We start from the raw sequence: 14,175 nt of genomic DNA, 5'->3' as shown, positions 1-14,175 counted from the left end.
TTGTTAAGCCAAGCGAAAGTTTGGCTTATTTTTATAGGAGGAGTTATGAAAGGAATCTATATTCACATACCTTTTTGTGCTTATAAGTGTAATTATTGTGATTTTTCAACAATGACGAAACAATACCAAAGAGTTGATGAATACTTTGATTTATTACAAAAAGAAATAAATATGTACAAAAATCCTAATGACAGAATAGATACCATCTATATAGGAGGAGGAACACCGAATCTTGTGGATTCTAAATATATTGAAAAAACGTATAACGTAATTGATAGCTGTTTTAACTTACAATTAAAGGAATTTACTATTGAATGTAATCCAGAATTCGTCACAAAAGAAAAAATACAAAACTATAAAAAAATTGGTATAGATAGAATATCATTGGGCGTTCAATCTTTTAATAATGAGTACAACAAATTTTTAGGAAGAAGGCACAAGGTATCAGATGTTTTAAAGTCATTTGAAATAATTAGAGGTTACATTGATAATATTTCAATTGATTTAATATTTGGATTTCCAAATCAAACCTTAGAGTCTCTAGATAATGATCTTTATTATATTAGAAAACTTAATCCAAACCATATTTCTTGGTATAACATGATATTAGAACCTGGAACAAAACTTTACAAAAACTATAAAGACATAAATCGAAATGATGATATAGAATACGAAATGTATTTAAAGATTTGTAATGTTTTAGAAAAATACAAACATTACGAAATTTCTAATTTTGCAAAAGATAAATTTGAATCCATCCACAACAAGATTTACTGGAAAGACGAAAATTATTACGGATTTGGTTTATCTTCGTCCGGTTATTTAAATCAACACAGATATACAAATGAGTTTTTTTATCCAGATTATAAGAAAAAAATATTGAACAATGAAAATCCTATTAGTTTTTCTGAGAAAATTGATTTAGAAAAAAGAGAATTTGAATTCATAATAACTAATATGAGATTAAAAGAAGGATTAAATTTAAAAGTATACCAAGATAAATTTGGAATAAATTTATATGCTAAGAACAAAAAATTAATTGATAACTGGATCAATAGAGGATTATTAACTTTAGATAATAACCATTTATGCTTTTCAAATCAGGGTTTTTTCGTGTCAAATAGTTTTTTCGTAGATATTTTAGTATAACACTTGACACAGTATAAATCGTAGTGTATAATTTTATTATCACTCAAGGTAATAGGTTGCTAACAAAAAAAGAGGTGAGGTCTTGAATGAAAATTTAACACAAAGAAAATTTAATATCTTACTCGCTACTATAGACAATTATATAAAGACTGCTCAGCCAATAGGATCTAGAGTTTTATCTAAGAATTATAATATAGGATTCAGTCCAGCGACTATCAGAAATGAGATGAGCGACTTAGGAGATTTGGGATATTTAGTGCAATCTCATATTTCATCAGGAAGAATTCCATCGCAAAAAGCTTTCAGATTGTATGTGGATTATATCCTAGACAAGCTTTATAAAACTGACGATTCTAGTTCTTCATTAATGTCTATCAGGAAACCCTATGAAAGAATTGTTGAACCTGAGAAATTAATTAAATCTTCTTCTCAATTCATTTCTGAGATAACTCAGTATCCAGTTATTTCTATGTTAAAAAAATCAGATAGGATGCATTTATCTCACATAGAGTTACTTCCAATTAGCGAATATAATTATGTTTTATTAACGTTATATGATTCTGGTGATTTAAATCATACTGTGATTTCATCAGAACAAGTCATAGAACCAAATGAATTAATTAAGATTAATTTTCTATTGAAGAAACTTTTTTTAGGAAAAAATCTAAATGAAGTTTATGATAATTTAGACGAATTTTCTTCAAAATATAAATATAATGATCTTTTTAAAGGTGCAATTACCGATATTATTGAAAATGAAAGAGATAAGTTATCTTCAATGTATGTATCTGTTGAAGGTTTATCAAATATTTTCAAGTATAGTGAATACAGCGACTTAGACAAAGTCAAAAGCATAATAGAATACCTTGAAGACAAAGATAAAATAGTGAATATTCTTAATTCTTCAGATAATTTCTTGGACATTAAAGTGGGAGATGAAAATAACGAACAATCACTTGTTGAAAACACAATCATCAAGAGTTCTTATTTCTTCAACAAAAATAACATAGGTGTTATAGCTATTGTTGCTCCTATGAGAATGAATTATGAACTTTCAATAGAAGCTATGTTTAAATTATCTAGAAGAATTAATGGATTAATTATTAGGGGGGATTATTATGAAAGATAATGAAGAAAATTTAAAACAAAGTCAATCTTCTGAAGAGTTAAAAAACGAAGATCAAAACTTGGAAAAAGAAGATTTAAATAAAAACGAAAATGAGTCAATAAAAAATGAGTCAATAAAAGAAGAAGTTGATAATGATAAAGATGAAATTGTAAATACTGAAATAGAGGATTTAAAAGACTCTTTAAAAAGATTACAAGCGGATTTTATCAATTATAAGAATAGAACAAATAGAGAAAGACAACAGTCTATTGAATTAGCCAACGAGTCTTTGATTTTGAAAATTCTACCTATAATAGATGATTTAGATAGAGCTATTGATAGTAAAGAAGAAAAAGATGAGTTCTCTAGTGGTGTTGAATTAATTAGAGACAACCTTCTATTATCACTAAAAGATTTTGGCTTGGAAGAAGTAGATTGTTCAGACAAATTTGATCCAAACTATCATCATGCTGTTATTACTGAAGATAGTGATAATGGTTCAGATATGATATTAGAAGTATTCCAAAAAGGATACATTTTAAATAATAAATGCATCAGACCTGCAATGGTCAAAGTTAGTAAATAAGAATTTTAAATATAGATAAAAATCTAAAGGAGGATTTTATAATGAGTAAAGTAATAGGTATTGATTTAGGTACAACAAATTCAGCAGTAGCAGTAATGGAAGGTGGAGAATCAGTTATAGTTCCTAACTCAGAAGGTAATAGAACTACTCCATCAATCGTAGCATTTACTAAAGATGGTGAAAGATTAGTTGGTGAAACAGCAAAAAGACAAGCAATCACAAACCCAGACAGAACAATCACATCAATTAAAAGAGAAATGGGTACTGAATACAAAGTAAACATTGATGGTAAAGATTATTCTCCAGAAGAAATTTCAGCAATGATTTTGCAAAAATTAAAAGCTGACACTGAAAGTTATTTAGGAGAAGAAGTTACAGAAGCAGTAATTACTGTTCCAGCTTACTTTACAGACTCTCAAAGACAAGCAACTAAAAACGCTGGTAAGATTGCTGGTTTAAACGTAAAAAGAATAATCAACGAACCAACAGCGGCTGCATTGGCTTATGGTATTGATAAAGAAACTGATCAACATAAAGTTATGGTTTATGACTTAGGTGGTGGTACATTCGACGTTTCAATCCTTGAAGTTGGAGATGGCGTATTCGAAGTATTAGCTACACGTGGTAATAACAGACTAGGTGGAGATGATTTTGATGAAAAATTATTAAACTATCTTGCAGATGAATTCATGAAAGAAAATGGTGTAGATTTAAGAAAAGATGCTACTTCTAAACAAAGACTTAAAGATGCAGCAGAAAACGCTAAGAAAGAACTATCTACAAGAGTTTCTACTAATGTTAACTTACCATTTATTTCTGCAGTAAATGGAACTCCAGTTCATTTAAATATGGATATTACAAGATCAAAATTTGATGAATTAACATCTGACTTGGTTGAAGAATCTTTAAAACCAGTAAGACAAGCATTAGAAGATGCTGGATTAAGTCACAACGATATTGAAAAAGTATTATTAGTTGGTGGTTCTACAAGAATTCCAGCTGTTCAAGAAGCTGTTAAAAAATTAATAGGAAAAAATCCACAAAAAGATATTAACCCAGATGAATGTGTTGCTATTGGTGCAGCATTACAAGGTGGAGTATTAACCGGTGAAGTAAAAGATTTATTGTTACTTGATGTAACACCTTTATCATTAGGTATCGAAACTTTAGGTGGAGTATGTACAAAATTAATCGAAAGAAACACTACAATCCCAACTAAAAAATCTCAAGTATTTACAACAGCAGCTGACGGTCAAACATCCGTGGAAATCAAAGTGCTACAAGGCGAAAGAGAAATGGCAGCTGACAATACTTTGTTAGGACAATTCAACTTAACTGAAATTCCAGCAGCCCCAAGAGGAGTACCTCAAATTGAAGTAACATTTGATATTGATGCGAATGGTATTGTAAACGTAAGTGCTAAAGATTTAGGATCTGGAAAACAACAAGCTATGACAATTACTTCTTCAACTAAAATGAGTGATGAAGAAATCAAGAGAAAAGTTGACGAAGCAAGTAAGTATGCTGAAGAAGATAAAAACAAAAAAGAAACTATTGAAACAAAGAATAACGCTGAATCTGTAATTTACCAAGTTGAAAAGACAATCAAAGACCTAGGCGACAAAGTTTCAGAATCCGAAAAATCTGATATCAATTCAAAAGTAGAAGCTTTAAAATCAATCCTAGACTCAGGAGATAACAACGATATTAAAGCTAAGACAGATGAATTAACTCAGGAAATGTACAAATTAAGTTCTAAACTATATGAAAACACAGCTCAACAACCAGGAGCTTCACAAGAATCTAAAAAAGATGATGATGTTGTAGATGCTGATTATGAAGTTGTTGATGACGACGAAAATAAATAATAACTAAAAAATCTTAAAAAAGGGGTAAAATTCTTACCCCTTGATTTTTTTGTATCTTTTAGTAAAATAGATAAGTCAGTAGATTAGGATGGTGAATAATGAAAAATTTGTACGAAATACTTGAGATTAATGAAAGCGCAACTCAAGAAGAAATAAAAAAATCATATAGAAAATTAGCGAAAAAATATCATCCAGATATAAACAGTGGTGATCCTGAAGCTGAAAATAAATTTAAAGAAATTAACGGAGCATATGAGGTTTTAGGTGATAAAGAAAAAAGAAAAAAATACGATATGTACGGAGATAGAATATTTGATCAAGGATCAGGTGGAGGATTTTCAGATATCGGTGATATATTTGGTGATTTTTTCGGTGATATATTTGGTGGTTTTAGTTCTAGATCATATTCTAGAAATCCAAATGCCCCTAGAAAAGGTTCTAATATTCAAGTTGAACTGGAAATAGATTTTGAAGATTCAATTAACGGTATTAAAAAAGAAATTTCTTATAAGAAAAAGGTAAAATGTCATGTTTGTAATGGCGATGGAGCAAAGCCAGGAACAAAAAAGAGAAAATGCGATAAATGTAATGGTACTGGTATTATAAACGATACTAAAAGAACACCTTTTGGAATTTTTACACAACAATCAGAATGTGATAAATGTCATGGGGAAGGCTATGTAATCGATGAAAAATGTGAAAATTGTAAAGGTAAAGGATACGAAGTTCAAAGAAAAACAATAAACATTACTATACCTAAAGGAATAAACAATGGAGCTATCATGAGTGTAAAGGGCGAAGGTAATGATGGCGAAAACAATGGTAGTCCAGGCGACTTATATGTTATCATAAAGATTAGAGAACATGAATTTTTCAGAAGAATTAATAATGATATTGTTTTTGATATTCCTATCACATATGCTCAGGCTGTACTTGGTTCAAAAATTGAAGTTCCAACTTTAGATGGCATAGAAGAATTTGAACTTCCAGAAGGAACTCAACCAAATACAACATTTAAACTTAAATCAAAGGGAGTTCCATATTTAAATTCTAATACAAGAGGAGACATATTATTTACTGTTAAGATCATTGTTCCTAAAAAAATAAATAAAGATCAAAAAGAAAAATTGATTGAATTTTCAGAAAGTATGAATCAAGAATTAAATGTAAATGAAAAGAAATCAATATTTGATAAAATAAAGGATATGTTTGAATAATGGAAAAATGGCTAAGCTTTGATATTAAATGTCCAAAAGGATATGACGAAATCATAAGTTCTATACTATACGATTTAGGAATAGAAAATTTACAAATAGATGATTATCAAGATGTTTTAGATTTTAAGAAAGATCAACCTTACTGGGTGGTAATAGACGACGAAGATTTTACACCACATGATAATGTAATCATTAAAGCTTTTTACGAAGATAATAAAGTAAATTATGAAGAAATTGAAGCAAAAATTAATGAATTCTCTATCAATAACAAGATAGATGTTCAAATTAGTAAGAACAAAGAAATTGATGATATGGACTGGGCTAATGAATGGAAAAAGTATTACGAACCATTTTATATTGGCAATATTCTTATAAAACCTAGCTGGATTGAAATAGATGAAACAGATCACACCGTGTTAGAAATTAATCCAGGAATGGCATTTGGTACAGGACTCCACGAAACAACAAACTTATGTATTGAACAACTTCAACAGCTGCAGCTTGATAATAAGAGTGTTTTAGACATTGGTTGTGGATCAGGAATACTTTCTGTAGCTTCTTCAAAATTAGGTGCTAAAGAAGTTTTTGCTACAGATATTGACCCATTAGCTGTAGAAGCAACATTAGATAATGCAGAACTGAATAAAATATCTAATATCAAAGCTGTAGAAGGCTCTCTACTAGATAAAGTTGATAAAAAATACGATGTAGTAATAGCTAATATTTTATTGAACGTATTAGACATTTTAATTCCAGATTTGCCAAAAGCGTTAGAAAAAGATGGCATTTTCATATGCTCAGGATTGATCAATTCTCAAAGAGATATAATTGTAAATATTTTAGAAAAAAACAACCTTGAAATTGTAGAAATATCTGAAAAAGGTGAATGGATTAGCGTAATAAGTAGGTTCAAAAATGTATAGAACTTTTCGTAATCCCAAAGATAAGATAGATGATAAAATTATAATAAAAGATGAAGATTATAATCATATCAAAAATTCTTTAAGACTTTCTAAAGGTGATTTGATTCATCAAGTAATTGGAGATACAACTTTTGTAACTAAAATTGAAGATATTACTCCCGATGAAATAATTTGTAAAATAATAGATGAAGATGACGTTCAATATGAATCTCCTTTGAACATTACTTTATATCAATGTATCCTTAAATCAGATAAAAATGAGTATATCATTCAAAAAGCCACTGAATTGGGTGTAAATAGAATTGTATTTGTAGAAACTGAAAGAACTGTTGTCAAATTAGATGAAAAAAAGTGGATTAAAAAACAGAATAGATTTGAAAAAATCGCACTAGAATCATCGAAACAGTCAAAGAGAACATCTATCCCTGAAATAGAAGGACTACTTAATATCAATGAAATATCAAATCAAGATAATAGTTTAAGTTTAGTATTCTATGAAAATGAAACAGAAAGCATTCAATCTTTGCTGACTCATTCAAATTATAAAGATATAAATATTTTCATTGGTCCAGAAGGCGGATTATCTGAAGAAAATTTAAATGTTTTAAAGTCAAAAGGTTTTAAATCAGTTTCATTGGGAAACAGAATTTTACGCGCAGATACAGCTCCAATTTGTGCTTTGAGTATTATTCAATATGAATTAGGAGATATAAAATAATGAAAAAAGTAAAATTTTCAACATTAGGTTGTAAAGTTAATCAATACGAAACAGAAGCTATGGCTGAATTATTTGTGAAAAACGGTTATGAGATTACAGAAGATTATAATTGCGATGTTTTTGTGCTTAATACATGTACCGTTACAAATTTGTCCGATAGAAAAAGTCGACAACAAATATCTAAGATTAGATCTGAAAACAGTGATGCAATAATTGCTGTTGTAGGTTGTTACTCTCAAGTTAGTCCTGATGAAATCGAAAACATTGAAGGTGTAAATGTAATTCTCGGAACAAAATACCGAAAAGAAATCGTAGAACTATGTGAACTAGCAAAATCATCTAATAAAATTATAAACAAGGTCGAAAATATAGGTAAGAATAGAGAATTTGAAGAATTAACTATAAATACAGAGCATTCTATGACAAGAGCTTATATTAAAATTCAAGAAGGTTGTAGTCAATTTTGTTCGTACTGTATAATTCCTTACGCGAGAGGACCTATACGTTCTAGAAATATTAGAGATATTGTTTTAGAAGCAAAAAGATTAGCAGATAATGGTTTCAAAGAAATTGTACTGACAGGCATCCACGTAGCGTCATACGGAAAAGACTTAGAAAATGATGATATTGGTTTAATTGATGTAATAGAAGATATCGGACAAATTGATAAAATAAAGAGAATAAGATTGAGTTCATTAGAACCAAGAATTGTCGACAAGCAATTTTTAGATAGATTAATTAAAGTGGAACAATTTTGTGATCATTTTCATTTATCTTTGCAAAGCGGTTCTGATTCAATACTTCAATCTATGAATAGAGAATACGATACAGATTTATATGAAAAAACTATCAATTTAATAAGAGAATATTACCCAAATGCTGCAATTACTACAGATATAATAGTTGGTTTTCCTGGAGAAACTGATGAAGACTTTGAAAAAACATTAAACTTTGTTGATAAGATTCAATTTTCAAAAATACATGTGTTTAAATATTCTAACAGAAAAGGCACCGTAGCAAGTAAAATGAAAAATCAAGTATCTGGAGTTGTAAAAAAAGAGAGAAGTAAACTACTAATAGAAAAATCAAAATACTATACAGATAAATTTTTAGATAATATGTTAAATCAACCAATAAAAGTATTGTTCGAATCGAAAAATGATGATGGCTACATTAAAGGATATACAACAAATTATATAAGAGTAAAAAGAGAATATAATCCAAATCTTTCAAATAAAATAATAGACGTCATATGTAATAGAAGAGAAAATGAAGAACTTGTGTGTGAATAATTGAAAATTTAAATATTTTTTGGTATAATATCACCGGAGGCGAGTCATGGACTGTGTATTTTGTAAAATAGTTAATGGAGAAATACCTTCTAAAAAAATATATGAGGATGATTTGGTATACGCTTTTCACGACATCAATCCTGTTACTCCAGAACATTTTTTAGTTATACCTAAAGAACATATTTCTGGTGCTAATGATATTGATGAATCAAATTCACAAATAGTTGCTCATATATTTGAAGTAATTGCAAAACTAGCAAAAGAGTTCGATATTGATAAGTCTGGCTATAGAATAGTAAATAACTGTGGAGAAGATGGTGGACAAACAGTACATCACATGCATTTTCACGTGTTAGGTAAGAAAAAACTTAGCTGGCCATAAAAATATTGTTATTTTATTAGAATTGTGTTATACTATTTTGGTATAAATTCTGCTCTTTTGTGAGCATTCTTGCAATAAAGAGGGGAGGGAAACCATGTCAGAAATTAAAGTAGGAGAAAACGAATCATTAGATAATGCTATAAAAAGATTTAAAAGACAATGTGCTAGATCTGGAGTTTTATCTGAATATAGAAAAAGAGAACATTATGAAAAGCCTAGCGTAAAGAAAAAGAAAAAATCTGAAGCAGCTAAAAGAAAAAAAAGAAATTTCTAATGAAATTGATATTTAATGAAAGATTCCTTATAGGAATCTTTTTTTATTGCTTTTTTTAGTGTATAATTGTGTTATAAAGATATTTAGGAGGTGTTATCGTTTTCTATGGATATATTTTCTAATCATATTTTAAGTATGATTTTTTTAGCAGTAACATTTATTTGTATCACACTGCTTATGTTATCAAACAAGAAGATTAAATACGGTGTTCTAACTGCTGTTTTTTCTGTTCTATTTATTTTGTCTTATTATAATCACGGTGATATCAACATAGTAGGGATATTGTTATTTTTAATAGGGCTCTTATTCGTTGGATTAGAACTAATAGTTCCAGGCGGTTTTATTGCTGGAATTGTGGGTGTCTTATCAATGATTGTAGGAATAAGCATGATTATTAATAATCTGTACCTAGCATTTTTAACAGTAGTTATTGCCATAACAATTGATGTTTTGTTTATATTAGTATTTTTAAGTAAAGATTTTGACTCAAGTAAATTCAATAAATTTGTTTTAAAAGAAACTAACTCAAAATCATTTACTCAGTCATCAAAAAAATACTTGAACAAAAAGGGAATTACTATAACACCTTTAAGACCGAGCGGCAAAATTGAAATAGATGGCGATTATATTGACGCTATTACTAGGGGAGATTTTATTCCAAAAGGTTGCGAAGTTGTTGTTAGTGAAATAAAAGATTTTAAAATAATAGTAAGGAGAGTGTAAAATGCCATTTGAAATTCCATTTTTAGTACCTATATTAATAGTTATATTGCTATTAGTATTCTTTTCGTTAGTTCCTGTAGGTTTATGGGTTACTGCTCAATTTTCAGGTGTCCGCGTTAAAATTTCACAATTAATAGGTATGAGATTACGTAGAGTTATTCCTAAAAACATTATAAATCCTCTTATCAAAGCAACAAAAGCAGGATTAAATCTAACTACTAATCAACTTGAAGCGCATTATCTAGCAGGTGGTAATGTAAATACATTAGTAAATGCATTAATCGCTGCACAAAGAGCAGATATTGAGTTAGAATTTGAGAGAGCAGCAGCTATTGATTTAGCTGGTAGAAATGTTTTAGAAGCAGTACAAGTTTCTGTTAACCCAAAAGTAATTGAAACTCCAAACATTGCTGCAGTAGCAATGAACGGTATTGAAGTCATTGTTAAAGCTAAGGTTACTGTTAGGGCCAATATTGAAAGATTAATTGGTGGTGCCGGAGAAGAAACTATAATAGCTAGAGTTGGTGAAGGCATCGTTACTACTGTAGGTTCATCAGAATCTCATACATCTGTTCTTGAAAATCCAGATTCAATCTCAAAAACTGTATTGAACAAAGGATTGGATTCAGGAACTGCATTTGAAATACTTTCTATTGATATAGCAGATGTCGATGTAGGAAGAAATATTGGAGCGAAACTACAAACAGATCAAGCAGAGGCGGACAAACGAATTGCTCAAGCAAAAGCAGAAGAAAGAAGAGCTATGGCCGTTGCAAAAGAACAAGAAATGATAGCAGAAGTTCGTTCAATGAGAGCAAAAGTAGTTGAAAGTGAATCAAAGGTTCCACTAGCTATCGCTAAAGCTTTAGAATCTGGTAATTTGGGAGTCTTGGATTATTATAATATGAAAAATATTATAAGTGATACTGAGATGAGACAAGCTATCTCAGGAAATAGCGAAAAAATAAAAGAGGATGATAAGTAATGTTTTCTTTTCTATCTCTTGTAATTACGATAATAGTTGTAAAGTTTTTTGCTAAATATTTTATTCACATAAGTAGTTCGAGACGTTACCAAAAAAACTTTAACCGTAAGGATTATCGCAAGAAAAAGACATTAGAAGATTTAAGAAAAGATAAATCAAATACCAAATTATCTTATAATAAATCAAACAATTCTCAATACAATCAAAATAATATCAATAATTTTGAGCAAACAAATAATAGAAAAGAAAATCAAAAATTAATTCATAAAGATTTTTTCGAAGAAAAAAACGACGAATTAGAATTGATTAGAGTTGAGATTAATGATGAATTTAAACATAAAGATGAATTGAAAAAAGCTATCATTATGAAAGAAATAATTGATAAGCCTTTGTCTTTAAGAAATAGAAGATAGTTTGATTATTATGATTAATTATGATACAATTAGTTTAGAATAAATTGTGGCTAAGAGTGGGGAATCCCACTCTTATTTATTTAAATAATTTACGAAAAGGAGATATATGAATAAGAAATATCTTAGGGAACTTATGAATAATGACCTCAGCCCTTTAATTGAAGATACTGGAATCGAATTTTATGATGTAGAATATTCAAATCAAAATGGAAAAAATATTTTGACTTTTTACATTGAAAAGGATGAAGGTCTAATATCAATTGATGATTGTGAGTTAATAAATAATAGAATAACTGACAAACTGGACGAAATAGATCCTATTTCAGATCCCTATTATTTAGAAATTGCATCAGTAGATATAACTACACCATTCACTAGAGATAAAGATTTCAAAAAAAATTTAGGGAATGTTGTAATAGTAAATTTATATCAAAAATTAGATAATAAGAAAGAGTTCAAAGGTATTTTAAAAGATTTCAATAATCAAGAAATATCTTTGGAATTAGAAAAAAATCAAATTAAAATTGAAAGGAGTAATATATCATCGATTAAGCTTTCTTTATTCGATTGATAGTAATATATGAACAATGATTTTATAAAGGCTCTTGATGAATTAGAAAAATCAAAAAAAATACCAAGAGAAGTTGTTTTTGATGCTTTAGAAAAAGCATTGATAAAAAGCTATGAGAAAAATTTTGATTATCAAGACCATGAAAACGAAGAAAGTTCTGTAGAAGTTAACATAAATAGAGACAACGGTAAGGTGAATTTATATGCAATCAAAACTGTTGTTGAAAATGTTGAAGACAAAAATACTGAAATAAGTTTAGAAGAAGCTAAGACTATTAAACGTAAATACGATTTAGGTGATAAAGTGAAAATTGAAATAACACCTAAAAACTTCGGAAGAATAGCTGCTCAAACTGCTAGAAATATTGTTATTCAAAAACTAAAAGATGCAGAACGTGATAATATTTATAACGAATTTATTGACAGAGAAAAAGAAATAATCACTGGAACAGTTCAACGTGTTGAACGTGGAATTGTCTATATAGATTTGGGTAGAGTAGAAGGTATAATACCAGTTTCAGAACAAATAAAATCTGAAGAATATACTCCTAACAAAAGATTAAAACTTTTTATTAAAGAGGTCAAAAACACTACAAAAGGAGCTCAAATAATATTATCAAGGACAAATAATTCTCTAATAAAAAGATTATTTGAATTAGAAGTTCCGGAAATAAATGATGGAACTGTTGAGATTTTTAGCGTTGCAAGGGAACCTGGCTCAAGAACTAAGATTGCGGTATTCAGTAATGATGAAAATGTTGATCCAGTTGGCTCATGTGTAGGTTTCAGTGGAACCAGAGTTAAGTCTATTGTGGATGAGTTGAATGGCGAAAAACTTGATATTGTTATTTGGTCAAAAGATATTAAGACTTTCATATCTAATAGTTTAAGTCCATCTGAAGTAATAGCTACATTCATTGACGAAGCTCAAAAAATATGCCGTGTAATTGTTTCAGAAGATCAATTATCTTTAGCTATAGGAAAAGAAGGACAAAACGCTAGACTTGCAGCTAAGTTAACGAACTGGAAAATAGACATCAAAGGACTTAACCAATACTTAGAATCTTATGAAGATGATAGCTTGTCTGTTGAATTCGATGGAGAAGCAGCTTTTTTAGAAGCAAATGGTATTGAAGTTAGAGATGAAGATAAAGACAAAGTATTTGATAAGATTAAATATCATGAATCAGATGATATAGAAGAAATTGAAGATATTGAGGATACTAAAGAAGATAATTCTTTAGATTCCGAAGATACTGAAATTGCAGAAGATTCTGAAAATTAAATGTATTTAAGTTTTGGAGTATTAAATGAAAACTAAAAAAATTCCTTTAAGAAAATGTGTTGTTTGTGGTGAAAATAAACCAAAGGAAGAACTAATAAGAGTTGTTTTTAATAAAGAAGACGGAGTTTCTGTAGATTTGACAAATAAGAAAAATGGCAGAGGGGCTTATTTATGCAAGGATTTAAAATGTATAAACAAGGCAAAGAAAAACAGAAGACTAAATCAGGTTTTAAAAACAGATGTAGACGCACTTATATATGAGGAGTTAATTAACCATGTAGAAGATTAATCAAAAGGAGGTCTTTGTATGGAAAAGATAAGAGTATACGAATTGGCAAAACAATTGAATGTTTCAACAAAAGACTTAATGAACAAATTAAAAGAAAACAAAATAGAAGTTAAAAGTCACATGTCAACATTAGATAAAGACCAAATATCAAAAGTTAAATCTTTTTATGAAAAACCAAAAAAAGTTCAAAATAATCAAAAGAACAGTAATTCAAAAAAAGAAAATAGACAAGATGTTAATAAAATTTCAAAAGAAAACGTGGAAAGTAAATCGCATACTGAAGCTAATAAACAAGATGATAATTCTAAAAAAGGATTTAAACCAAAACATCCAAGAAATAATGATGATGAATCTGTATCTCATTTCGATAAGATAAAACATAAAAACAAATCT

The 14,175-nt window shown here is 28.8% G+C and carries 16 protein-coding genes and 1 pseudogene; all 17 read left to right on the top strand.

What is annotated here, in order from left to right; translation table 11 throughout:
* The first annotated feature begins 45 nt into the window (after nucleotides 1-45).
* The gene (gene hemW / locus ACU68W_RS00530; RefSeq protein ID WP_094223479.1) at nucleotides 46-1,149 is read left to right on the top strand and encodes a radical SAM family heme chaperone HemW; all 1,104 of its coding nucleotides are present in this window, start codon (nucleotides 46-48) and stop codon (nucleotides 1,147-1,149) included.
* 82 nt (nucleotides 1,150-1,231) lie between these two features.
* Nucleotides 1,232-2,278, top strand: coding sequence for a heat-inducible transcriptional repressor HrcA (gene hrcA, locus ACU68W_RS00525; protein ID WP_094205693.1), 1,047 nt, complete (start codon nucleotides 1,232-1,234; stop codon nucleotides 2,276-2,278).
* Nucleotides 2,268-2,843 carry a nucleotide exchange factor GrpE gene (locus ACU68W_RS00520; RefSeq protein WP_094223478.1) on the top strand — a complete coding sequence of 192 codons (576 nt, stop codon included), beginning with the start codon at nucleotides 2,268-2,270 and terminating at the stop codon, nucleotides 2,841-2,843. Before hrcA ends, ACU68W_RS00520 begins: the two co-directional genes overlap by 11 nt.
* Nucleotides 2,844-2,884: 41 nt before the next feature.
* A complete protein-coding gene (gene dnaK / locus ACU68W_RS00515) occupies nucleotides 2,885-4,711 on the top strand; it encodes a molecular chaperone DnaK (RefSeq protein WP_094223477.1) in 1,827 nt (608 codons plus the stop codon).
* A 98-nt stretch (nucleotides 4,712-4,809) separates the two neighbouring features.
* Complete coding sequence (dnaJ, locus tag ACU68W_RS00510) at nucleotides 4,810-5,928, top strand: molecular chaperone DnaJ (RefSeq protein ID WP_094223476.1); 1,119 nt, start codon at nucleotides 4,810-4,812, stop codon at nucleotides 5,926-5,928.
* A complete protein-coding gene (prmA, locus tag ACU68W_RS00505; protein WP_094223475.1) occupies nucleotides 5,928-6,851 on the top strand; it encodes a 50S ribosomal protein L11 methyltransferase in 924 nt (307 codons plus the stop codon). The genes dnaJ and prmA overlap by 1 nt, the downstream gene beginning before the upstream one ends.
* Nucleotides 6,844-7,569 (top strand): RsmE family RNA methyltransferase, encoded by a 726-nt coding sequence (locus ACU68W_RS00500; protein WP_094205688.1) that lies wholly within the window; start codon nucleotides 6,844-6,846, stop codon nucleotides 7,567-7,569. Before prmA ends, ACU68W_RS00500 begins: the two co-directional genes overlap by 8 nt.
* The gene (gene mtaB, locus ACU68W_RS00495; RefSeq protein WP_446755939.1) at nucleotides 7,569-8,861 is read left to right on the top strand and encodes a tRNA (N(6)-L-threonylcarbamoyladenosine(37)-C(2))-methylthiotransferase MtaB; all 1,293 of its coding nucleotides are present in this window, start codon (nucleotides 7,569-7,571) and stop codon (nucleotides 8,859-8,861) included. The genes ACU68W_RS00500 and mtaB overlap by 1 nt, the downstream gene beginning before the upstream one ends.
* 46 nt (nucleotides 8,862-8,907) lie before the next feature.
* Nucleotides 8,908-9,243 (top strand): histidine triad nucleotide-binding protein, encoded by a 336-nt coding sequence (locus ACU68W_RS00490; RefSeq protein WP_094223473.1) that lies wholly within the window; start codon nucleotides 8,908-8,910, stop codon nucleotides 9,241-9,243.
* 94 nt (nucleotides 9,244-9,337) lie between these two features.
* Nucleotides 9,338-9,517 (top strand): 30S ribosomal protein S21, encoded by a 180-nt coding sequence (gene rpsU, locus ACU68W_RS00485; protein ID WP_002836438.1) that lies wholly within the window; start codon nucleotides 9,338-9,340, stop codon nucleotides 9,515-9,517.
* Nucleotides 9,518-9,622: 105 nt separating this feature from the next.
* Nucleotides 9,623-10,240 carry an NfeD family protein gene (locus ACU68W_RS00480; RefSeq protein WP_094223472.1) on the top strand — a complete coding sequence of 206 codons (618 nt, stop codon included), beginning with the start codon at nucleotides 9,623-9,625 and terminating at the stop codon, nucleotides 10,238-10,240.
* Nucleotide 10,241: 1 nt separating this feature from the next.
* On the top strand, nucleotides 10,242-11,225 hold the full coding sequence (gene floA, locus ACU68W_RS00475; protein ID WP_446755938.1) for a flotillin-like protein FloA: 984 nt from the start codon (nucleotides 10,242-10,244) through the stop codon (nucleotides 11,223-11,225).
* Nucleotides 11,225-11,638: a hypothetical protein gene (locus tag ACU68W_RS00470; protein ID WP_094223471.1), complete on the top strand. Its 414-nt coding sequence runs from the start codon at nucleotides 11,225-11,227 to the stop codon at nucleotides 11,636-11,638. The genes floA and ACU68W_RS00470 overlap by 1 nt, the downstream gene beginning before the upstream one ends.
* A gap of 106 nt (nucleotides 11,639-11,744) precedes the next feature.
* The gene (locus ACU68W_RS00465) at nucleotides 11,745-12,209 is read left to right on the top strand and encodes a ribosome maturation factor RimP (RefSeq protein WP_094223470.1); all 465 of its coding nucleotides are present in this window, start codon (nucleotides 11,745-11,747) and stop codon (nucleotides 12,207-12,209) included.
* Nucleotides 12,210-12,218: 9 nt separating this feature from the next.
* Nucleotides 12,219-13,493: a transcription termination factor NusA gene (nusA, locus tag ACU68W_RS00460; RefSeq protein ID WP_094223469.1), complete on the top strand. Its 1,275-nt coding sequence runs from the start codon at nucleotides 12,219-12,221 to the stop codon at nucleotides 13,491-13,493.
* Between the two features lie 25 nt (nucleotides 13,494-13,518).
* Nucleotides 13,519-13,782, top strand: coding sequence for an RNase P modulator RnpM (rnpM, locus tag ACU68W_RS00455; protein ID WP_094208604.1), 264 nt, complete (start codon nucleotides 13,519-13,521; stop codon nucleotides 13,780-13,782).
* Between the two features lie 18 nt (nucleotides 13,783-13,800).
* Nucleotides 13,801-13,929: pseudogene (locus ACU68W_RS00450) on the top strand (translation initiation factor IF-2 N-terminal domain-containing protein); the annotation flags it as partial.
* Nucleotides 13,930-14,175 lie beyond the last annotated feature (246 nt).

The organism is Finegoldia sp. P2-F-LR (assembly GCF_052932265.1).
The sequence above is the reverse complement of the archived record's forward strand: the minus strand, read 5'-3'. Positions and strand labels throughout refer to the sequence as shown.

Bases quoted from the DNA above. Each gene is read 5' to 3' on its own strand.
- hemW (WP_094223479.1), top strand. From the start codon at position 46: ATGAAAGGAATCTATATTCACATACCTTTTTGTGCTTATAAGTGTAAT.
- ACU68W_RS00465 (WP_094223470.1), top strand. From the start codon at position 11,745: ATGAATAAGAAATATCTTAGGGAACTTATGAATAATGACCTCAGCCCT.
- ACU68W_RS00490 (WP_094223473.1), top strand. From the start codon at position 8,908: ATGGACTGTGTATTTTGTAAAATAGTTAATGGAGAAATACCTTCTAAA.
- mtaB (WP_446755939.1), top strand. From the start codon at position 7,569: ATGAAAAAAGTAAAATTTTCAACATTAGGTTGTAAAGTTAATCAATAC.
- ACU68W_RS00480 (WP_094223472.1), top strand. From the start codon at position 9,623: ATGGATATATTTTCTAATCATATTTTAAGTATGATTTTTTTAGCAGTA.
- nusA (WP_094223469.1), top strand. From the start codon at position 12,219: ATGAACAATGATTTTATAAAGGCTCTTGATGAATTAGAAAAATCAAAA.
- dnaJ (WP_094223476.1), top strand. From the start codon at position 4,810: ATGAAAAATTTGTACGAAATACTTGAGATTAATGAAAGCGCAACTCAA.
- prmA (WP_094223475.1), top strand. From the start codon at position 5,928: ATGGAAAAATGGCTAAGCTTTGATATTAAATGTCCAAAAGGATATGAC.
- ACU68W_RS00470 (WP_094223471.1), top strand. From the start codon at position 11,225: ATGTTTTCTTTTCTATCTCTTGTAATTACGATAATAGTTGTAAAGTTT.
- dnaK (WP_094223477.1), top strand. From the start codon at position 2,885: ATGAGTAAAGTAATAGGTATTGATTTAGGTACAACAAATTCAGCAGTA.
- ACU68W_RS00520 (WP_094223478.1), top strand. From the start codon at position 2,268: ATGAAAGATAATGAAGAAAATTTAAAACAAAGTCAATCTTCTGAAGAG.
- rnpM (WP_094208604.1), top strand. From the start codon at position 13,519: ATGAAAACTAAAAAAATTCCTTTAAGAAAATGTGTTGTTTGTGGTGAA.
- rpsU (WP_002836438.1), top strand. From the start codon at position 9,338: ATGTCAGAAATTAAAGTAGGAGAAAACGAATCATTAGATAATGCTATA.
- floA (WP_446755938.1), top strand. From the start codon at position 10,242: ATGCCATTTGAAATTCCATTTTTAGTACCTATATTAATAGTTATATTG.
- ACU68W_RS00500 (WP_094205688.1), top strand. From the start codon at position 6,844: ATGTATAGAACTTTTCGTAATCCCAAAGATAAGATAGATGATAAAATT.